Origin of the sequence: Anaerobacillus sp. CMMVII, assembly GCF_025377685.1 — a bacterium.
Lineage (GTDB): Bacteria > Bacillota > Bacilli > Bacillales > Anaerobacillaceae > Anaerobacillus.
Window position 1 is genome coordinate 308,889 of sequence record NZ_JACEHK010000015.1, and the last position, 21,073, is coordinate 329,961.

Genomic DNA, 21,073 nt, shown 5'->3' on the forward strand with positions numbered 1-21,073 from the left:
AAAAAAGGATTTATTATATAAAAGGCCGTACATAGAGGTTATTAAAAATAGCTTTATTAATGAAAAATAACTGTTACCACATAATTTAGTTTAAATGGTGAAAAATACTATTACTAAAAAAGCCAATTAGAGGAGATAGAGATGATTGAAATTGAAGATAGACTTTTAGGCTTTTTACCCCAAATGGGAGTTATCCTAATCGCAATTAGCATGGTGATTGGCTTGTTGATTATACAACGAATTTATGATTGGGTGAATGAGAAGATTAAGTTGCCTTATATGGAAGAAGAAAATCTTCAACAACGTAAATTATTGGAGCAGAGAAAAGAAAGCGAGTAGATAAATGGACAATCACAGTTATCAAATAACAAAGCTTGAAATGACGATTACCTTAGTTTCAATGATTATTGGTGTAGGTATATTAACGTTGCCTAGGGCGCTAGCGAAAGCGATTGGAACTCCTGATGGTTGGATTGCAATTATTCTTGGTGCAGTGATTAATATGTTCATCGTTTATCTTATTGTTCGTCTTCACCGGAACTTCCCTGGTAAAACGTTTATCGGTTCTTGGGGAGACAAGCATATAGGAAAGTGGGTGGGGAAACTATTTAGTGTTTTGTTTCTTGTTTACTTTGTCATTTTGGTGGCGTATGAAGCTAGAATTTTAACGGTAGTAGTAAAAATCTATTTATTAGATCGTAGTCCAACTGAAGTTGTTGCTTTACTAGTTATTTTAGCAACAACATTTGCTGTAACGAAAGGAGTTCAAGGAATCGTTCACCTGAACTTAATGTTCTTTCCTATCGTTATGTTAATTTAATGATCATCATTGTTTTTAATGTACCCCAAGCAAATGTAGACGAGCTTTTACCGATTGCAGCTGAAGGACTTTCTCCGATTTTCACGGGAGTTTCAGAAACCGCACTCGCCTTTTTAGGAATAGAAATATTATTTTTCTTTTTAGCTTATGTTAAGCCTCAAGATTTAAAGGCTACGATGTTAAACGTTGGCATCGGTTTTATTGCGATTTTATATTTAATCATTACCTTGTTAAGTTTTACCGTCATCGGTTTTGGAGCTACAGAATCAACGACATTTCCGTTAGTTGCTCTGGCAAAGGAAGTAGAAATAATTGAAGGGGTAGTGGAGCGGATTGAACCATTTATGATAGCGGTCTGGATCATGTCGATTTTTAATACAATGGCTATCGCTCATTTCCTCGCCACCAAGATTGTCAAAGATGAGATGTTGAAGAAAATCAGATTTTCAAGTATCGCCATTTGGTTAGCAGGTATTGCCTTTATTATTATTTTTATCCCAGACTCTATCCAAGAAGCATTTTTATTAGGTGATTATGTATCGTACTTTGGCTTAGCGCTTACGTGCTCAGTTTTAGTTTCGGGATATCTATTAGTACTCTTGAAAAAGAAAGGCAATAAACAAGAGAAAAGCGAGGCGGTCTAAAGTGATTAGAATAGTCTTGGTAGTAATAGTATGCTTACTCCTTTTAACGTCTTGCTGGGATCGAAAAGAAATTGAAGAATTAGGTCTTGTTCTGGCGGTAGCTATCGACCCCCTAGAAGAGGAGGAGATGGAACAATTTGAAGGTCAATTTAAAAGAGAAACAAGGAAAGAACCTGAACAACTATTTAAATCGACATTTCAAATTGTCATTCCAAGTACGATAACTGAAGGCCGACAACTTGAAGAAAAGGCTTTTTTTAATATAAGTTCGGTAGGGCGAACGAACTTTAAAATCGTTCGAAATATAGCTTCGAGAAGAAGCCGGCGTTTAAATTTTGAACATTTAAAAGTAATCATCATTAATGAAAAATTAGCACGATCTGGAGCGATTGGCAAAATGGTTGACCTGTATATTAGAGATCATGAAATGCGCAGAAGAACGTTAATGTATGTCTCAAAAGGGAAAGCTGAAGACGTGTTAGAGAAGAAACTTCCTCTAGAAATGATGCCTGCGTTATCGATGAAGATGATCCAAGATAATTATCCAGCACATCAAGGGATGCCAGTCCCAGTAGAGATTGGTGAATTAAGTGGGGCTGTCATTGGTGAAAAAAGTTATCTTATTCCAAGAATTACTGCAAAAGAAGGGAAAGATTTTATCATTGCAGGTGCTGGGGTATTTCTTGGTAAGACAAATGAATTAATTGGTTGGTTAGGAGAAGAAGACCTTGAAGGGTATAATTTTATGGTAGGTGAGGCTGAAAATGCCATTGTCGAGGTTAGGTTTAAAGAAAATCTATTCGTTTATGAGCTTGATGGTATGGAGACTGAAATCAATTATATGCGAAAAAATGAGACTGACCATTTCCAGGTAAGAATAAAAACTGAGGGGACATTCGTAGAGAACTGGTTAGAAGGAGTTGAGATTGGTGATCAAGCGACGATAGAAGAGCTTGAGAAAGCTATAGAAGAGGAAATAAAATTCGTCACAGAAAAAATTGTGAAGAAGATGCAAGAAGAATTTCACGCTGATATTTTTAAACTATATACTTCCGTGAAAAAGAAGAATTATCCATACTGGACGAAAATTGAAGATCAATGGGACGGAAAAGATGGCTATTTTTCTAAAGCAGTTGTTGAGATTGATGTAAAAGCTAAGATTAGGCATTATATGACAAAAGAACGGTTAACATAGGGAGAAAATAATGCTAAAGAAACTATTTTCAAAATTAAATGCAAAAAGTGCACGCCAGGGGCATGATTATACAATTGCTCTTACGGGAAATTTAGATGAAACAGTTCAGTCAATAATAAATATTGTCGGTGAAAGCGATGATATTTTACAAAGAAACTTTTTAATTGGAAAGAAAATACCGGCAACGCTCTTCTTTGTAGATGGACTTTGTGATTCAGATAGTATAGAGGAGGATATTATCCGTCCGCTTATGTACTTTAATGAACAAGAAAAGCTTGATAAAAAACATCTTCTAACCTATATAGAAAATGAGGTAGTGACATTAAGTGAGGTTAAAACAGAAGAGTCATTAGAAAAAGCGATTCTTCCGTTATTATCAGGTGAAACGCTTCTTGTAATTGAAGGGATTAACAAATTAATTCTTTTGAAACAAGGCAATTTAATCAACGAAGTATTGCCGAACCAGAAAGTGAAGTTGTTGTTCGTGGTCCAAGAGATGGATTTGTCGAAACATTGCATACAAATATACTACAAATTCGCCGTAGAGTGAGAGATCCCAATCTGACTGTGCAGTTTGGGACGTTGGGCAGACGGGGAAAAAGTGATTTCGCGATTCTTTATCTTAAAGGCATTGCAAATGAGAAACATATCAAAGAAATGCGCTATCGAATTGCATGCATTGATAATGATCAAGTGTCTGAAACAGGGACATTAGAACAATTTATTGAGGATAATGTTTTATCGATTTTTCCACAAATGTTAAGAACTGAACGACCGGACAAAACAGTCACTGCATTAATGGCCGGGCAAGTGGTCGTTTTAAAAGATGGTAGTCCTTTTAGTCTTATGGCTCCTGTGACATTTCATATGCTGTTTCGTTCTCCTGAAGATTACTATGACCGTTGGCACATTAGTTCGTTAATTAGGCTTCTTAGATATATGGCAGCTTTTATAGCCGTATTTCTTCCCGCAATCTATATTGCGATGGTTTCTTACCACCAAGGAATGATCCCTACGTACTTAGCCATATCCATTGCCGGTTCAAGGGAAGGCGTACCTTTCCCTGCGTTTGTTGAAGCAATTATCATGGAAGTAACGATTGAGCTATTAAGAGAGGCAGGGGTACGTTTACCAAGGGCGGTAGGACAAACAATAGGAATTGTTGGTGGTCTTGTTATTGGTGATGCTGCAGTTAGAGCAGGAATTGTCAGTCCGATCATGGTAATCGTCGTAGCCCTCACCGCGATAGCATCATTTGCAATTCCCGCTTATAACGTAAGTATTACATTGCGTATTCTCCGTTTTGTAATGATGTTAAGCGCAGCATCCTTTGGTTTATATGGAATTGTTATTGTTTATATTTTTTTGAATATCCATTTAGTTGGTTTAAGAAGCTTAGGTACATACTATACGTCTCCTTTTGCTCCTTATCATTTTAAGGAATGGAAAGACTTAATAATTCGCTTGCCTTTAAGTGTTTTAAGCAGCCGTTTTTCTGAATTAAAACCGAAGGATCAAAAGAAACAAGGATAAATTTATCAAATTTATGAACTTTATTGTTTTTTGAACAAAAGTGTTAGATAAATCACATTTAATAAAAAATACTGCATGTAAGATGTAATTAAATAAGTGAAAAAAGATCAATTTTATGACAAGTTGCTCTAAATTCTATACACTTATTCCGATAAAGGATATAGTTAATAAAGTGTATTAACGAGATTTAACTGAAAAAATATAAATTATGTACTAGGCTGCATAAAGTACAGAGTATGAAGGGTGAGGGTACAATGACTACAAATCAATTTAATGACAACTTTTTAAAAGCAACTAGAGGAGAAAAGGTTTCTCATGTTCCTGTATGGTATATGAGACAGGCAGGGAGATCACAACCTGAGTATCGTGCGATTAAAGAAAAGTATTCACTTTTTGAAATTACACATCAACCTGAGCTTTGTGCTTATGTAACGAAGCTACCAGTTGATCAATATAATAATGATGCAGCAATTCTATATAAAGATATCATGACACCACTGCCTGCGATGGGGGTAGATGTTGAAATTAAAGCAGGAATTGGTCCAGTAATTGCAAATCCAGTTCGTACATTCCAAGATGTAGAAAAATTAGGAACAATCAATCCTGAAGCAGATGTTCCTTATGTATTAGACACTATAAAATTATTAAGAGAGCAATTAACTGTACCACTTATTTCTTTTGGTGGGGCGCCATTTACACTTGCAAGCTATATGATTGAAGGTGGACCTTCAAAAAACTATAATAATACAAAGGCGTTTATGTATTCACAGCCTGAAAGCTGGTTCCTACTTATGGACAAACTAGCAGATATGACAATCACGTACTGTAAATCGCAAATTAATGCTGGTTCCCAAGCCATACAGATTTTTGATTCTTGGGTAGGGGCACTTAATGTCGAAGATTACCGTATCTTCATTAAACCTGTGATGCACAAGATCTTTACAGCTTTAAAAGAAGAAAATGTTCCATTGATCATGTTTGGTGTTGGTGCTAGCCACTTAGCTAATGAGTGGCATGATCTTCCGCTAGATGTTGTTGGTCTTGACTGGAGATTATCAATTAAAGAAGCCGAAGAACGTGGAATTAAAAAAGCTGTACAAGGGAACTTAGATCCTGCGATTTTACTTGCTACATGGGATGTAATAGAAAAGAAAACGACAGAGATTTTGGATCAAGGCTTGGCTCACGAAGGCGGTTTCGTATTCAATCTAGGTCACGGCGTATTCCCACAAGTAAATCCGGACACATTACGTAGATTAACTGCTTTTGTTCATGAGTATACTGCGAAAAAACTATAAAAAGTTAAGAGTTATGAGTTTTGAGTTGTGAGTTATTGGAGCTTCTCAGAGATGCTTTCAAAGAAACTCAAAACTCAACACTCAAAACTCAAAACTCAACACTCAAAACTGGGGTAGAAAGGTGTATGGCAAATGTCTAAAAAAACGATTGGATTACTTGTTATGGCGTACGGGACTCCCCGGAGCGTAGCGGAAATTGAACCTTATTACACACATATTAGACGTGGAAGAAAGCCTTCTGATGAAATGTTGGCTGAATTAACAGAGCGTTATGAAGCAATTGGCGGTCTTTCTCCATTAGCAAGAATTACTGAAGCGCAAGGCCAAGGGTTAGAAAATAGACTAAACGAGTTAAGCACGGATGTTCAATTCAAGCTTTATTTAGGCTTAAAGCATATTGCGCCATTTATTGAAGATGCTGTTGACCAAATGAAGGCTGACGGAATTGAAGATGCTGTGAGCATAGTCCTAGCACCACATTACTCAACATTTAGTGTTAAGTCTTATAATGGCCGTGCAAAAGAGCATTCGGAGAAGATTAACGGACCGAAAATACATAGTATTGATAGTTGGTATGATCATCCGAAGTTTATTCAATATTGGACAGACGAAATTAAGAAGACAATGGCGACGATGACAGAAGAACAGAAGGATAAATCAGTTGTCATTTTCTCTGCTCATAGTTTACCGGAGAAAATATTACAATATGGTGATCCATATCCAGAGCAGTTGCAAAGAACCGCAGATTTAATTGCCAATGAAGCAGGGATCACTAACTATACGATTGGTTGGCAGAGTGAAGGGAATACTCCTGATCCATGGATTGGTCCTGATGTACAAGATCTAACTAGGGATCTTTATAACGAAAGCGGTTATACGGCCTATGTATATTGTCCGGTAGGATTTGTTGCAGATCATTTAGAAGTTCTTTACGACAATGATATAGAGTGTAAAAATGTGACAGACGAATTAGGTGTTGCATATTTTCGACCAGAAATGCCTAATGCGAAGCCAGAATTTATTGACTGTTTGGCAGATGTGGTGAGAACTAAGTTGACAGAGAAAGAAAGTGAATAATCATGAGTAGAAAAAGAGTTGCCATCATTGGAGGAGGAATTACCGGATTAACGGTTGCTTATTATTTACAAAAAGAAATATTGGCTAATAACCTCGATTGTGAATACCGCCTTTTTGAAAAGTCTGATAAACTAGGCGGGAAAATCGCTACTGATTATCGCAATGGCTTTGTCATTGAAATGGGTCCTGACTCATTTTTAGCAAGAAAGCAAAGTGCAACTAGGTTAGCTAAAGAAGTTGGACTAGAAAAAGAGCTAGTTTCTAATGGTGGTGGCGGAGCGTTTATTTTAAACAATAATAAGTTATATCCGATTCCAGGCGGAGCTATCATGGGAATTCCTACACAAATGGCACCTTTTGCGACTACTAAACTCTTCTCACCGCTAGGAAAACTAAGAGCGGCTGGCGATTTACTATTACCAAGAGCAAGTGATCCGGATGTCGATATGGCTTTAGGAAGTTTCTTTCGTAAGCGTCTTGGAAATGAAATCGTTGATAATCTAATCGAACCACTTTTGTCAGGAATTTATGCAGGTGACATTGATAAATTGAGCTTAATGGCAACATTTCCTCAGTTCCATCAAGTTGAACAGAAACACCGTAGTCTTATCTTAGGTATGAAAAAGGCCACTCCTCCAAAGCCCAAAACAGCCTCCAAGAAAGCAAAAGGTGGAATGTTCCTTTCATTTAAAAGAGGACTTGGATCATTAGTAGATGGAGTTGAAAAGTATTTAGATGAGGAAGCACTGGTTAAGGGTGTTGGACTAGTCAAATTAGAGAAAAAAGGTGAGTCATATGAACTAACATTCTCTAATGGGACAGTTGAAATGTTTGATTACGTAGTGATGGCTACGCCGCATCATGTAACGGAAGAGGCGCTACAGAATTATTCGTTTGTAAAACCATTGGCTGATATCCCTTCGACTTCAGTTGCTACAATTGCGATGGCCTTTCCACAATCCGCAATTAAAAAAGATATTAATGGTACTGGTTTTGTTGTTTCAAGGAAGAATGACTACAACATCACGGCTTGTACATGGACACACAAAAAATGGGATCATTCAGCTCCAGAAGGCTATGCATTGCTACGTTGTTATGTAGGGCGTGCGGGCAATGATGCGATTGTTGATTGGTCTGATGAAGAAATTATCAATGCCGTCCTAACTGATCTAAATAAAACAATGCAGATTGATGACAAGCCAGAATTTACAATTATTCGTCGCTGGAAAAATTCAATGCCTCAGTATGTTGTTGGCCATAAGCAACGAACAGATGAATTAAAAGAACAGCTACAGAAACATCTGCCAGGCGTTTACGTGGCCGGGGGTTCATTTGAAGGTATTGGTGTTCCTGACTGTATTGACCAAGGTGAAGCGGTTGTTGCAAAATTAAAAAACCATTTAGCTTAAACAATTAGCTCTCTGTTAGCAGTTTTACTGACTACAGGGGGCTTTTTTTCTCTCTTAGGGTGTATTAATTAATACACCTTACCTGCCAGGTCGTAAGAAATGAGTGTACAAGGCAAATGCCATATCAAGCAAGGTATAAAAAAATATTTAGGTTAGTGAATAATATACTCAATATAAAGAAAAAAGAAGGTAGCCAGCGCTACCCTCTAATTCTTTAGTTTCCGTTAATAATCTTATCAAGTCTAGAAGTATCAACAAAACCTTCTAGGTTAGGCTCACTATCGATAAAGTCTAATTCATAAGAAGCAGTTGCCCAAGCTTGTAGAGCATCTGCGTGTGTTTCAGTTGTCACAGCCATACGTTTCCAAGCATTTTCTAAAACAGATTGAGGAAGTCTTTGTTGTGTTAAGCTATAAAGTAAGTCGTTAATCGTAACTAGCGTATCCTCAGTGTTTGTTTGTGTATAATCAACCGCACGTTTATGAGCTTTTAAGAATTGATCAACAGCCTCTGGATTTTCTTTTAAGAATTGATTAGTCGTTACAACAACAACACTTGGTAGGGTTTCTCCTAAGAATACTTCGTTCCATTCTACAATAACTTTAGCGCCAAGTTCTTCCACTAAATAAGTACCCCAAGGCTCTGGAGCAGCCACAGCATCAATTTGAGCTTGCTCAAATAATACGATAGTGTTTGCAGGGTTGACACGTGGTTGATGGTCTACTGTTCCACCACGTCTTGTCGTTGTTAAACCAAGATCTTGAAGCATAATTTCTAACTGAACATTGTGTGTGCAACCATTACCCGGGGTGCAAAATGATTTATCAGCAAAATCTTCTAATGTTTCAATTCCAGATCCTTCTCTAGCGACAATTAACGTTGCTCCGTTTGCAGCAGCACCTAAAACAACAATGTCGTTTCCAGCTAAGAAACTGTTAATTGCTGGACCTGGTCCAACATACCCAATTTGAATACCGCCAGCATTTAAAGCTTCAATAAAATCATTTCCATTCGGGAAATTTGTAAACTGAACATCACGATCTTTTAATTCTTCCTCGAAATAACCTTTTTCTTTCCCAACAATTCCAGCAGCGTGGTCTAAGTTTGGAAAATAACCAATGTTAACTGTATCAGATTTCGATGAACCACAAGCAGCTAAAACCGCCAATAATAATGCTAATACTGTAACTGTTAAGAACCTTTTCATTCATTCATTCCTCCATATTATTATTTATTTATTTATTTAACAGCATTGAGTTACCATCATCATTTTACATTCTACATTTACTTAGCCAATCCCCAACGAGTCATAACTTTTCTTTCGATTGGATTGAAAATCAAATATTCGACGAAAAGTCCGATCGTTGAAATAATTACCATAATTGCAATTACTAAATCGATATTAAACATATCTCGTGCATCTAATAAGGTACGTCCCAAACCGCCTCGACCTAACAATTCCCCTGCCATTAACGCACGCCAACCGAATGCCCATGCGAGCCGTGCACCAGTTAAGGCAGCAGGGATAGAAGCCGGGATCATGACTTTCCAAATCAATTCTGAACCGCTATAACCCATGGTCCTAGCAGCTCTTATTAAAAGAGGCTGAACGTTTTTTATTCCCATCCTCATGTTCATCGTCATTGCCCATGTACCACCAAGAACAATGATAAAAATGATGGCAACATTTCCCGCAGGACCAAAGATGATTAATGCGATGGGTAACCAGACGATACTTGGGATCGATTGTAAGGCAATAACTAATGATCCTATTGTTTCATCTGCAAGTTTTGATTGACCTAATAAAATACCCAACGCAGCACCAATAATAAGTGCTAGGGCAAAGCCAATACTTATCCTTTGTAAACTAGTAATTAAGGCGTTACTTAAAATACCAGACTCAAAAAATCCTTTATACAATTGTTCAATTGCTCCACTTGGTGAAGGGAAACCACGAGTAGAGCGGAATTCTAAGGTCATGTTAATTCTATATATGCTCTCCCAAATTGCGATTAGAGCCGTAAAGAAGGCTAGCCTTCTTAGAGTTGTAGTCATCACCCATTTCCTCCTTCATTACTTTCTCAATTTCACCAGCTAATAGACTCATAATGTCTTCTTCAAGTTGGATAAATTCTGGTGAAGATGGCTTACGCGGTCTAGGAATGTCAACTTGAAATTCTTTGATTATTCCACCTGGTCTTGTTCCCATTAGAACAATCCGATCTGAAAGTAGAACAGATTCACGAATGTTATGAGTAACAAAGATGATTGTTTTCCCTGTTTGCTCCCAGATAAACTGAACTTCTTTATGAAGCATTGAACGTGTTTGTTCGTCTAGTGCTCCAAAAGGTTCATCCATAAGTAAAATTTCAGGGTCCATTGCTAAGGCTCTTGCAATAGATACACGTTGTTTCATCCCGCCTGATAATTCATGAGGATAGGAAGAAACGAACTTACTTAAATGGACCAATTTTAGATATTCCAACGCTTTTTTCTCAGCATCTGCTTTCGATAATTTTTTCTTTTTAAGCCGAACATGACATTTTCTAAGACTGTTAACCAAGGCATTAATGCGGCTTCTTGAAAGACGACACCACGGTCTGGGCCTGGACCTTTTATTTCATTTGTACCAATTTGAACGATCCCACTACTTGCTTTATCTAACCCAGCGATAATATTTAAGAGAGTAGATTTACCGCACCCAGAAGGTCCGAGTAAGGATAAAAACTCGCCCTTTTTAATAGTTAGACTAATATCACTAAAAACGGTAAATGAAGTATTTTCCTCTTTATTCGTAAACGTTTTTTCGACGTTTTTAATTGTAACGTGGTCCATGTTAAAACCTCCAAACTACATTAATTATATAAAACATATATTTTTACTCGGGATTAAAGTAATCATAGTATATGACGGATTAGAAAAACTGTCAACGACAATTTTTAAGACAAAAACTTCGTAAACGGCATTTTTTTTGGTGAAAAATACTGAATAAGATTGTTTATAGGGATTTTTATGTTAACATATAGTGTAGTCAAATAGCGGATTCGTTAAAAATCATCATAGATTTCTTCGAAAATTTTGGATTAAATAAGTCAAATCTTATTGGAAATAGGTGTTGGATATGAAAGAGGAGTGGAATATATTACAAATACTTCGACATTCTCGGCATGATTGGCTCAATGTGATTCAGTTAATAAAAGGGAATCTTGCTTTGAAAAAATACGATCGTATAGAGGAAATTATTCAAGAAGTTGTTAACCAAACCCAACATGAAAGTAAGCTTTCAAATCTTAATATACCTAATTTCACTAGTGAGATTTTGGTATTTAACTGGGAGAATGGTAACCATTTTCAGCTAGAATTTGAAGTGATTGGTCATTCTCTTGACCTTAAGATGTTTGAAAAACATTTACTTGATTGGTTCCGAAAGTTTTCAACCGTCCTAAATAAAAGCTGTGAGCAATATGGTGATAACCATTTACAGTTAACGATAGAGCTACTAGAAGACGAATTGCCAAGGTTTACGTTTGATTTTCATGGGGCACTAATAGAAGAGGACAAGATAAAAAAATTTGTTGATGACGTAAACAATTGGAATGAACAAATGAAATTAGTGGAATCATATATTAGTAAGAAAGAGTTTTACGTAACATTTAAGCTGTTAGATGCTTAAATGAGCGACATTGAAGAATTTTTGAGGTGAAAAGATGTTTGTAGATAAGGTTACGGTTTATGTAAAAGGTGGCGACGGGGGTAACGGAATGGTTGCTTTTCGTCGTGAGAAATATATTCCTGATGGTGGACCCGCAGGTGGTGATGGTGGAAATGGAGCAAATGTCGTCTTTGAAGTAGAAGAAGGCTTAAGAACGTTAATGGATTTCCGTTACCAACGTCATTTTAAGGCCCAACGCGGGGAGCATGGAAGGTCAAAAAGTCAACATGGGAAAAATGCCAGTGATTTCGTCATTAAAGTTCCACCAGGAACAACAGTGATTGATGAAGATACAAAACGACAATTGCTGATTTAGTGAACCATGGACAAAGGGCAATTATTGCCAAAGGTGGTCGCGGTGGTCGTGGAAATTGTCGCTTTGCAACACCGACGAATCCAGCTCCAGAAATAGCTGAAAATGGTGAGCCAGGGCAGGAACGAAATATCACGTTAGAGTTAAAGCTGCTAGCAGATGTTGGTCTCGTAGGTTTTCCGAGTGTCGGGAAATCGACATTACTATCAGTAGTTTCAGCCGCAAGGCCAAAAATTGCGGAATATCACTTTACAACAATCAAACCTAATTTAGGGATGGTTGAAGTCGAAGAGGGCCGTAGTTTTGTTATGGCTGACTTACCAGGTTTAATAGAAGGAGCACATCTTGGCGTAGGGTTAGGACATCAATTTTTGAGACATATTGAAAGAACAAAGGTAATTGTTCACGTAATCGATATGTCAGGCCTAGAAGGGCGAGATCCGTACGAAGATTACCTGAAAATTAAACAAGAATTAAAAGAATACAACCTAAGGTTAACAGAGCGTCCGGAACTTATTGTAGCTAATAAAATGGACATGCCTGATGCTGAAGAAAATTTAGTTCAATTTAAAGAGCAGTTAGGTTTAGATATTCCAATCTTCCCAATTTCTGCAATTACAAGACAGGGACTGCGTGAGCTAATTCTTGCGATAGCCGATAAAGTTGATACGACACCTGAGTTCTTACTTGTTGAAGAAGAAGTGGAAAGCAGAATTATCTATCGACATGAAAAAGCAGAAGATCCATTTAAAATTACAAGAGATGATGATGGGGCATATGTCCTTTCTGGCGATGCGCTTGAGAAGTTATTTAAAATGACAGATTTCACAAGAGATGAATCGGTTCGTCGCTTTGCGCGGCAAATGCGTGGTCTAGGTGTTGATGCTGCTCTTCGTGAGCGAGGAGCCAAGGATGGAGACCTTGTCCGTATCTTGAAATTTGAATTTGAGTTTATTGAATAATTCTAAAAAAAGCTACCTTCACAGGTAGCTTTTTAGTGTAGAGTTTAGAGTGTAAAGTTGCGATAGTATTTCTAGTTTTTTTTTAGGCTTCGGAGCTTAGCTTGAACAACTCTACACTAATTACTGTTGTCAAAATAGTCATACAACTTTATAATGTATTAATAGGAATTTTCCAGGTGGTGTTTTTTTGTGACGAAGAAAAATAGTGAGGAATTTTATTTAGTGAGAGCCGATATCTTACCGGAAGCGATGCAAAAAACGTTAGAAGCAAAAGCTTTATTAGATAGCGGTAAAGTAAAGAAAATAAATGAAGCGGTTCAAGCAGTCGATTTAAGTAGAAGTGCTTATTATAAATACAAAGATGGTATTTTTCCTTTTCATACAATGGTGAAGGAAAAAATTATGACCCTCTCAATTCATCTTGAGGATCGATCTGGCACGTTATCAAAATTGTTGTCGGTTGTAGCAGAGGCGGGATCAAACGTGTTGACGATCAACCAAACGATCCCACTCCAAGGTCGGGCAACGATTACTTTGTCAATAGAAACAGCTTCTATGAATATAGAAGTCGATAAATTAGTAAAACAAATTCAGCAGCTCGATGCAGTTGAAAAAGTAGAATTAATTGGGTCAGGCGCATAAATTTGAAAGGAGTCCATGATGACTAAAATAGCTTATTTAGGTCCGAAAGGAACATTTACTGAAGTAGCTGCTAAAGCTGTATTTCCTAATGATGAGAGAGTTCCTTTTACATCAATTCCCGATTGTATGGACGGCGTTTCAAATGGAGCTGTACAATTCGCAGTCGTGCCTATTGAAAATGCGATTGAGGGCTCTGTTAACCTAACGTTGGATTATTTACTACACAATAAAAAACTTTTGATCAATGGAGAAATTGTTGTTCCGATTGAACAGCACTTATTAATTCATACCAATTATATTCATAATTGGGCGAATATCGAAAAGGTATACTCACATCCTCATGCTATAGCTCAATGTCATAAATTTTTACGTTCAATGTTACCAAATGCTCAGTTAGAGTATATGAACTCCACAGGGGCAGCCGCAGAATATGTCGCCAAACATCCTAATGAGCCGATTGCGGCAATTGGAAACCATTTAGCTGCTAAGCAATATCAACTAGAAATTGCTCAAGACAGTGTCCATGACTATGATAATAATCATACGCGCTTTGTCATATTGAGAAATGAAAAAAGTGTCCTTTCAGATACATCTCCACTTTATACTGGCGATAAAACGACATTAATGGTCACTTTGCCTGCAGATTACCCTGGTGCACTTCATCATGTTCTCTCTGCCTTTGCTTGGCGTAAGTTAAATTTGTCGAAAATAGAGTCAAGGCCTATGAAAACCGGACTTGGTAACTACTTTTTTGTCATTGATGTTGACATGAAAATGGATGATGTTTTGATTCCAGGTGTGATTGCTGAATTAGAGGCATTGAAATGTCAGGTTTCATTATTAGGTAGTTATCCTTGCTTCTCTTTATTAAAAAAAGAAAATGAAATAATTGTCGAAACGTAATAATGGTTACCACCATATCAAAAGGGATCCAAAATGTTTGTGTACTCTATACAAACATTTTGGATCCCTTTTTTTTATGCTTTTTTCATCTGCAATGTGACTATCTATAACATCGAGCAGCTTAACAGATGTTTTTCAGTTTATATCTTAGTGTTTCAGGTAATAATTTCTAAATGGACCTTTTAATTACACTCTTTATTTTCTAAAAGGCTGTTGCTATTAGCTTTTAGATCGTAAATGCTTGGTTCTTCACGCTTTGCGTGAAGCCTTTAACTATTAATACTCCTCGGTGTTTAATAGGTATCCAGCGTTTTCAAGAGCCTGGCAAATTTCCTCAAGCGTCTCCTGTTTTCTTGCCTCAATTGTATGAAGATGAACGCCATCAGTAAGTTGTGATAGTAGCACGGCTTTTGTGGATGCCATTTTTGACATGAATATTTGAACTTCACGGCGGTTTCTAATCATCAGAGAGGCTGTGAGGTCTCCATAAACAGGATGTTCAACGACTACATCCTTAACAATTCCTCCGTAGTCTACAATGATATTCAATTCATCTTCGGTTTGCTCTGGTTGGTGTCTACAGGCGATGACTCTCGAAACAATATCTGCTTTAGGGTGTTCCCTCATATACATATATCCCTGTGCAGTTGCTAGGATTGGTAGATTTCTTGCTTTCAAAATTGAGATGTCTTGAACGATTACTTGCCGGCTTACGTTAGTTTTCGTTGCGAGCAGTGTTCCAGTAATTGGTTGATCTTCTTCCATGAGCCATTGCAAGATCAATTCTCTTCGTTCTTCACCTAGGATTTTTTTCTTTGGTTGTTTCATTTAGCTCCCCCTTGATTTAAATAATCTTCGACAATTTCCTTGAAAGCATTTGCTGTAGCTTCCATATGTTCCATTGTTGTATGGTTTCCTAAAGAGATCCGGATTAATTCGGTGGCCGCTTCTTTTGGAAAACCTAGTTCTAACATAGTTTTTGAAGCTGTTTGTTCACCAACTTTACAGGCGGTTCCTGTTGAAATAGCGATATCTTTTTGATTTAATTTCAACATCAACCATTGACCTTCTACACCATGAATTCTAAGAGATAAATGATGGCTAAGGCGATCTGTTCTATGACCAACGAGGCTAAAATCTACATCGTACTCAGACAATCGCTGCATTAAATGCTGACTTAATCTATGTAAGCGACGCTCCTCTTCTGGCATCTTACGACAAATTTCTATTGCCGCTTCAGCAAAACTAGCAATGCCAGGTACATTGATAGTTCCAGCACGAAAACCATTTTCATGAGTTGTATTAGGAATAAGTGGTTTCCAGTCTATTCGAGGTGAAATATAGACAGCTCCAACTCCTTTTGGACCATACACTTTGTGGCTTGAAAGAGCGATGCTATCAATTTGTAAATTGGTAACATCTATAGGTATTTTTCCAAAAGACTGAACACAATCGCTATGAAACAGTATTTTTTTCTCGTTCAAGAACATTCCAATTTGATGTAAATCTTGGATGGTCCCAATGTCAGAGTTGGCGTGTCCAATAGATACAAGAATCGTATTTTCTTGAAGTGCTTCTCTTAATTTGGAAAGAGAAATCTTCCCTTCTTGATCAACTTCTAAAAAAGTTATTTGATACCCTTCCTCTTGTAACTGTAAAAACGTATTTATGACAGAAAAATGCTCAACGGCTGTCGTTATGATATGGCCTGATTTCCCTTTTACTAATGTCTTAATAGCCAAATTATTTGAATCTGACCCTCCACCAGTGAAGTAAATTCCTTTAGGATCCCCATTGATACATTTAGCTATTTCCTTACGAGATTGTTCCAATAAGCTTTTTGCTTTTGCACCTTCGTCATGAAGGCTATTAGGGTTGCCAAAAAAGTGAGTTGATGCTTTCGTAAAAACCTCCAAGGCTTTTTCTGACATCGGAGTTGTTGCACAGTAGTCTAAATAAATCATTGTAGCACCACCTTAAAAAAAAGTCTTGTCACTAGTTTAAAAGTATGTAAATATAGGTGTCAAGACAGTTGTATGATATTTATGTGAAATACAGTAAAACGTTAGTCTAGTTCCTTTCTAAGGAGGGTAAGTATGAACAGAAGAAAAGCGGATGTTGTTATTATCGGTAGTGGGCTTGCCGGATTAATGACTGCTGATTATCTTTGTAACGAAAAAAATGTGATGCTTATCACAAAGTCGGAGATTAACCATAGTAATTCTTGGCTAGCCCAAGGTGGCATTGCCGCTGCAGTGACAAAAGAAGATCACTGGCATGAGCATTATCAAGATACAATCGTCGCAGGTAGTTTCCATAACCGTAAAGAAACAACCGAGATACTTGTAAAACACGGAACTAGGCTTATCAAACGACTTATTGAAATTGGGGTAAATTTTGATAAGGATGAAAATAATGAACTCTCACTTGGAATGGAAGGTGCTCATGGCAAAAGAAGGATTCTTCATGCTGGTGGAGATGCCACTGGAAAAGTAATCGTAGAAGCAATAATGGCAAGAGTCCTTCCTAGAATTACAGTATTTGAGCGGGAAATGGCCTACGACTTAGTAATAGAAAATGGTGTTTGTTGTGGTGTTTATACAAAAGATGAGAATGATAACATCTGGTTGATCGAGGCGGAACACGTCATTGTTGCAACAGGAGGAATAGGTCAGCTATATTCGGCAACTTCAAATTGCCTTGAGGCTACTGGCGATGGAATTGCAATGGCTTATCGTGCCGGAGCTGCTATATCAGATATGGAATTTATACAGTTTCACCCTACACTTTTTAAGTGTGAGGGAAGTGGGAATGGCCTCATCTCAGAAGCGGTTCGAGGTGAGGGGGCAAGGTTAGTGACTGGGGATGGCGAATTCCTTATGAAAGGAAAGCATCCAATGGAAGATTTGGCCCCACGTGATATTGTTGCTAGAGAAATCTTTCAAACCCAATTAAAAAATAAAAGTATCTTTTTAAATATACAAAGTGTCCGTAATTTTCAATCAAGATTTCCATCTATTTATGAAATGTGTCGCATAGATCCAACCTTCTTGAAAAATGGTTTATTACCAGTTCAACCAGGAGCACATTTTATTATGGGGGGGATTAAAGTCGACGAAGATGGCTGCTCGACAATACCCAATTTATACGCAGTAGGTGAGTGTGCGAATACTGGTGTCCATGGAGCAAATAGACTAGCAAGTAATTCTTTATTAGAAGCAGTCGTTTTTGCCGAACGCTTATCAGGTAAGATTTTAACGACTGAAAATAAAGTTGGACAAAATGAGATCGCGCCGGTTGTTTTGAAATCTATGAAAATAGTAACTCTTCCGACGATAAAGGATATACAAATGGTCATGGATCGCTATGTAGGAATTATTAGAGATGCAGAAGGTTTGCAACAAGCGATCACATGGTTTGAATATTATTTAAATGTTTTAGATGAACAACATTTTCAACTAAACATCCAAGAAAAAATAATTTGCAATATGTTGACAGTTGGATTACTAGTTGCTAAAGCAAGCCTACACAGGAAGGAGAGTCGTGGTGGACATTATCGATCAGACTTTCCGAAATTAAATGATCACGAGTGGTATGGCTATAGAAATGTATTTCTAAAAAAGGAATTGTACCAAGAAAAATTTATTGAGCAATCCGTAATGATCAGCTGAGTTCTATCTACTAGTAAAAAAGGAGTTGACTTTCTAATGAATAAACTAAGGTTAAGGGCAATGTTAGCGGCATTTCTTGAAGAAGATCTAGGTACCGGAGATTTAACAAGTGAATCTATTTTTACAGAAAAGGATTTTGGTTTCGGAGTCTTTGTCGCTAAAGAGGATGGTGTCTTCTGCGGTGAAGAGATCATTAGCCAAGGTTTTAAATTGCTTAATGATCGGATTTCAGTTGACTTACATCTAAGTGATGGAGCATTAGTCAAAAAGGGTGATAAGATTGCTACCATAGAAGGACCGGTCATTCATTTGTTAACAGGAGAACGTGTCATACTAAACTTAATACAAAGAATGAGTGGAATAGCTACACTTACGAAACAAGCAGTTTTAAATGCGAAGAGTTCCCATACAAAAATATGTGATACACGAAAAACTACTCCTGGCTTAAGAATGCTCGAAAAATACGCTGTTACTTGTGGTGGCGGCTTTAATCATCGAATGGGTCTATATGATGCGGTGATGATTAAAGATAACCATATTGCAGCTGCCGGTGGAATTGCAGAAGCGGTGAAAAAAGTGAGAGAAAAACTTGGTCATACCGTAAAAATTGAGGTTGAGACCGAATGTCTAGAAGATGTCCTTGCTGCGGTAAATGCTAAGGCTGATATAATTATGTTTGATAATCGGACTCCTGAAGAAATTCGTCAATTTATTGAATTAGTCCCAGAAGGCATTATCACCGAAGCCTCTGGTGGAATTACGATGGATAATGTAGCCAGCTATGCGAATACGGAAGTGGACTTCATATCCTTAGGGTTTTTGACCCACTCAGCAAAAGCAATAGATATAAGTTTTAATATTGAAGTTTAAACATTCAGTTTTGAGTGTAGAGTTTTGAGTTTCTTGAAAGCAGTGCCCTCGAAGCATTACTTTGAAGAATTCAAACCTCAAACCTCAAAACTCAAAACTTAGAGGGGGTTGAGAAACTATGAGTATTTTAGAGATGATGAACGAAGAAGTTATTATTCCAGCCCGTTACAAAGCGATGACGGCTGAACAAATGGAAACAAGAATTAAAGAAATTAAAGAATCATTTGGTACTAGGTTGTATATTCCAGGTCATCATTATCAAAAAGATGAGGTGATTCAATTTGCCGATGATACTGGTGATTCTTTAAGACTTGCACAGCTTTCCGCAAATAACAATTTAGCAGAGTATATCGTTTTTTGTGGTGTTCATTTTATGGCTGAAACGGCTGATATTCTAACAAATGAAAATCAAAAGGTTATCTTACCTGATATGAGAGCTGGCTGTTCTATGGCTGATATGGCAAATCTACACCAAACTGAAAAAGCATGGGTAGCGCTGCAGGAGTTATTTGGGGATACAATGATACCTTTAACATATGTTAATAGTACTGCTGAGATTAAAGCGTTTTGTGGTAAACATGAAGGGGCTACTGTTACGTCTTCCAATGCACAAAAAATGGTCCAGTGGGCATTAACTCAAAAAGAACGTATTTTCTTTTTACCCGATCAACATCTTGGAAGAAACACGGCATTTGATTTAGGTATTCCTTTAGAAGAGATGGCCATTTGGGATCCTGAAGTAGAGAAGTTGGAATATGATGGTGATATAAATAGAATTAAGGTGATTTTGTGGAAGGGGTATTGCTCTGTTCATGAAAAATTTACTGTAGAAAATATAAAACAAATGAGAAATGAATATCCAGGGATTACGATTATTGTTCATCCTGAATGCAGTCATGAGGTGGTTCAATTAGCTGACTTTGCAGGATCGACAAACTACATTATTGATAAGTTGAAAGAAGCAGAGCCTAACAGTATTTGGGCAGTTGGTACTGAAATGAATTTAGTCAATAGGTTAGCCAAAATACACGATAACAAGCAGGTCTATTCTTTAAATCCAAATATGTGTCCTTGTTTAACGATGAACCGCATTGATCTACCTCATCTTTTATGGGCGCTAGAAAGTATCGAAAAGGGAAATCCAATTAATGAAATTACAGTTGATAAAGAAATTGCTCGTTACGCAGTTCTAGCCGTAGAACGAATGCTCGAACGAGCGTAATAAAAAGATAACTCTGCATCCCTTGGATTAACAGGTTTACTTCAAAGGTGCAAACAAGCCACTCACAATAAAAAAACATGTGATTCACAGCAGGAATCACATGTTTTTTTTATTGTTATATCAGTTTTTCATTACTAAATAGATTTGAAATCACAAAGTAATTCACCTCCGTTTTTCACATAGGTGGAAATAAATATTTCCTTCTTGTGATTTCGATGTGATTTCTATTTGCTATGTGTATTATCCAAAGGTACTTAAAATAAGTGGAGATTTTCCCCTTAAGCTTCGGAATATAGCTTGGTTAGGGGGAAATAAGGGGAGGTTTTCCCTTTAATATAGCAAAATAATCAAATTATCATGTTTATTTAGTAAATAGCGGGAAATTTTCCTTCTATTTTAACTCTTTTCAGTGACGTTTCCTATTTAAGGGAAGTTTCTCCCCTTATTATATCAACCCATGTTGTTGATACCCTCATTGGTCCGAGTGGGGCAATGAATAATGAATAAGGAGTGATTAGCGTTCGATAAGCAAATAGAAAAACAATGGCACGAAGTCCTTCGTGCCATTTTAATATGCGAATTATACTGTGATTTCGGTTGTGAAAGTTGTGTGATTTAGCGAGTGTAATTGCCTGTGTTTTTCCGTTTTGCACCTCTTAAGTAAACCCGTTATTCCTTGGATGCATGGGTTATTTTTTCTTTTTAAAAGATAAGAATGTATAAAATTTCAACGTTATAACTGTCTAGTTCCACCGCCCAGCCCCTCGAGGTCAAATAACCTTCGAGAATAAAAGTGAAAGAG

General features: G+C 37.2%; 15 protein-coding genes and 4 pseudogenes. 14 read left to right on the forward strand and 5 right to left on the reverse strand.

Annotated elements, in window-relative coordinates:
- Positions 1–141 precede the first annotated feature (141 nt).
- The 7 genes and pseudogenes from H1D32_RS18820 to hemY all read left to right on the forward strand — a co-directional run bounded on the left by H1D32_RS18820 (position 142) and on the right by hemY (position 7,976).
- Positions 142–339 (forward strand): hypothetical protein, encoded by a 198-nt coding sequence (locus H1D32_RS18820; protein ID WP_261179774.1) that lies wholly within the window; start codon positions 142–144, stop codon positions 337–339.
- A 61-nt stretch (positions 340–400) separates the two neighbouring features.
- A pseudogene (locus H1D32_RS18825) lies at positions 401–1,464 on the forward strand (GerAB/ArcD/ProY family transporter).
- Position 1,465: 1 nt separating this feature from the next.
- Positions 1,466–2,659, forward strand: a complete 1,194-nt coding sequence (locus H1D32_RS18830) for a Ger(x)C family spore germination protein (protein ID WP_261179775.1) — start codon at positions 1,466–1,468, stop codon at positions 2,657–2,659.
- Between the two features lie 10 nt (positions 2,660–2,669).
- Positions 2,670–4,192: pseudogene (locus tag H1D32_RS18835) on the forward strand (spore germination protein).
- A 254-nt stretch (positions 4,193–4,446) separates the two neighbouring features.
- The gene (hemE, locus tag H1D32_RS18840; protein ID WP_261179776.1) at positions 4,447–5,490 is read left to right on the forward strand and encodes a uroporphyrinogen decarboxylase; all 1,044 of its coding nucleotides are present in this window, start codon (positions 4,447–4,449) and stop codon (positions 5,488–5,490) included.
- A gap of 132 nt (positions 5,491–5,622) precedes the next feature.
- Complete coding sequence (gene hemH, locus H1D32_RS18845; RefSeq protein ID WP_261179777.1) at positions 5,623–6,567, forward strand: ferrochelatase; 945 nt, start codon at positions 5,623–5,625, stop codon at positions 6,565–6,567.
- A gap of 2 nt (positions 6,568–6,569) precedes the next feature.
- A complete protein-coding gene (gene hemY / locus H1D32_RS18850) occupies positions 6,570–7,976 on the forward strand; it encodes a protoporphyrinogen oxidase (protein ID WP_261179778.1) in 1,407 nt (468 codons plus the stop codon).
- A 214-nt stretch (positions 7,977–8,190) separates the two neighbouring features.
- On the opposite strand, the gene H1D32_RS18855 is transcribed toward hemY, so the two are convergent.
- From H1D32_RS18855 to H1D32_RS18865, 3 genes and pseudogenes are all read right to left on the reverse strand, one after another.
- A complete protein-coding gene (locus H1D32_RS18855) occupies positions 8,191–9,183 on the reverse strand; it encodes an aliphatic sulfonate ABC transporter substrate-binding protein (RefSeq protein ID WP_261179779.1) in 993 nt (330 codons plus the stop codon).
- A 77-nt stretch (positions 9,184–9,260) separates the two neighbouring features.
- A complete protein-coding gene (locus H1D32_RS18860; RefSeq protein WP_261179780.1) occupies positions 9,261–10,031 on the reverse strand; it encodes an ABC transporter permease in 771 nt (256 codons plus the stop codon).
- A pseudogene (locus tag H1D32_RS18865) lies at positions 9,964–10,811 on the reverse strand (ABC transporter ATP-binding protein). Before H1D32_RS18865 ends, H1D32_RS18860 begins: the two are co-directional and overlap by 68 nt.
- Before the next feature lie 286 nt (positions 10,812–11,097).
- Here H1D32_RS18865 and H1D32_RS18870 point away from each other — a divergent pair.
- From H1D32_RS18870 to pheA, 4 genes and pseudogenes are all read left to right on the forward strand, one after another.
- The gene (locus tag H1D32_RS18870) at positions 11,098–11,649 is read left to right on the forward strand and encodes a Spo0B C-terminal domain-containing protein (RefSeq protein ID WP_261179781.1); all 552 of its coding nucleotides are present in this window, start codon (positions 11,098–11,100) and stop codon (positions 11,647–11,649) included.
- Between the two features lie 34 nt (positions 11,650–11,683).
- Positions 11,684–12,963, forward strand: a pseudogene (gene obgE, locus H1D32_RS18875) (GTPase ObgE).
- A 189-nt stretch (positions 12,964–13,152) separates the two neighbouring features.
- On the forward strand, positions 13,153–13,605 hold the full coding sequence (locus tag H1D32_RS18880; protein WP_261179782.1) for an ACT domain-containing protein: 453 nt from the start codon (positions 13,153–13,155) through the stop codon (positions 13,603–13,605).
- A 15-nt stretch (positions 13,606–13,620) separates the two neighbouring features.
- Positions 13,621–14,508, forward strand: coding sequence for a prephenate dehydratase (gene pheA / locus H1D32_RS18885; RefSeq protein WP_261179783.1), 888 nt, complete (start codon positions 13,621–13,623; stop codon positions 14,506–14,508).
- A 276-nt stretch (positions 14,509–14,784) separates the two neighbouring features.
- Here pheA and H1D32_RS18890 read toward each other — a convergent pair whose 3' ends face one another.
- Entirely contained in the window at positions 14,785–15,336 is a 552-nt protein-coding gene (locus H1D32_RS18890; protein WP_261179784.1) for a transcription repressor NadR, read from the reverse strand.
- Entirely contained in the window at positions 15,333–16,472 is a 1,140-nt protein-coding gene (locus tag H1D32_RS18895; protein WP_261179785.1) for an IscS subfamily cysteine desulfurase, read from the reverse strand. Before H1D32_RS18895 ends, H1D32_RS18890 begins: the two co-directional genes overlap by 4 nt.
- A gap of 132 nt (positions 16,473–16,604) precedes the next feature.
- On the opposite strand from H1D32_RS18895, the gene nadB reads away from it, so the two are divergent.
- The 3 genes from nadB to nadA all read left to right on the forward strand — a co-directional run bounded on the left by nadB (position 16,605) and on the right by nadA (position 20,271).
- Positions 16,605–18,179 carry an L-aspartate oxidase gene (nadB, locus tag H1D32_RS18900; RefSeq protein WP_261179786.1) on the forward strand — a complete coding sequence of 525 codons (1,575 nt, stop codon included), beginning with the start codon at positions 16,605–16,607 and terminating at the stop codon, positions 18,177–18,179.
- A 36-nt stretch (positions 18,180–18,215) separates the two neighbouring features.
- Entirely contained in the window at positions 18,216–19,049 is an 834-nt protein-coding gene (gene nadC / locus H1D32_RS18905; protein WP_261179787.1) for a carboxylating nicotinate-nucleotide diphosphorylase, read from the forward strand.
- Between the two features lie 118 nt (positions 19,050–19,167).
- Positions 19,168–20,271, forward strand: a complete 1,104-nt coding sequence (nadA, locus tag H1D32_RS18910) for a quinolinate synthase NadA (RefSeq protein ID WP_261179788.1) — start codon at positions 19,168–19,170, stop codon at positions 20,269–20,271.
- Positions 20,272–21,073 lie beyond the last annotated feature (802 nt).

What these genes read in the sequence shown, in the direction of transcription:
- H1D32_RS18820 (WP_261179774.1), top strand. Translation starts at nt 142, where the DNA reads ATGATTGAAATTGAAGATAGACTTTTAGGCTTTTTACCCCAAATGGGA.
- hemE (WP_261179776.1), top strand. Translation starts at nt 4,447, where the DNA reads ATGACTACAAATCAATTTAATGACAACTTTTTAAAAGCAACTAGAGGA.
- hemH (WP_261179777.1), top strand. Translation starts at nt 5,623, where the DNA reads ATGTCTAAAAAAACGATTGGATTACTTGTTATGGCGTACGGGACTCCC.
- hemY (WP_261179778.1), top strand. Translation starts at nt 6,570, where the DNA reads ATGAGTAGAAAAAGAGTTGCCATCATTGGAGGAGGAATTACCGGATTA.
- H1D32_RS18855 (WP_261179779.1), bottom strand. Translation starts at nt 9,183, where the DNA reads ATGAAAAGGTTCTTAACAGTTACAGTATTAGCATTATTATTGGCGGTT.
- H1D32_RS18860 (WP_261179780.1), bottom strand. Translation starts at nt 10,031, where the DNA reads ATGACTACAACTCTAAGAAGGCTAGCCTTCTTTACGGCTCTAATCGCA.
- H1D32_RS18870 (WP_261179781.1), top strand. Translation starts at nt 11,098, where the DNA reads ATGAAAGAGGAGTGGAATATATTACAAATACTTCGACATTCTCGGCAT.
- pheA (WP_261179783.1), top strand. Translation starts at nt 13,621, where the DNA reads ATGATGACTAAAATAGCTTATTTAGGTCCGAAAGGAACATTTACTGAA.
- H1D32_RS18890 (WP_261179784.1), bottom strand. Translation starts at nt 15,336, where the DNA reads ATGAAACAACCAAAGAAAAAAATCCTAGGTGAAGAACGAAGAGAATTG.
- H1D32_RS18895 (WP_261179785.1), bottom strand. Translation starts at nt 16,472, where the DNA reads ATGATTTATTTAGACTACTGTGCAACAACTCCGATGTCAGAAAAAGCC.
- nadB (WP_261179786.1), top strand. Translation starts at nt 16,605, where the DNA reads ATGAACAGAAGAAAAGCGGATGTTGTTATTATCGGTAGTGGGCTTGCC.
- nadC (WP_261179787.1), top strand. Translation starts at nt 18,216, where the DNA reads ATGAATAAACTAAGGTTAAGGGCAATGTTAGCGGCATTTCTTGAAGAA.
- nadA (WP_261179788.1), top strand. Translation starts at nt 19,168, where the DNA reads ATGAGTATTTTAGAGATGATGAACGAAGAAGTTATTATTCCAGCCCGT.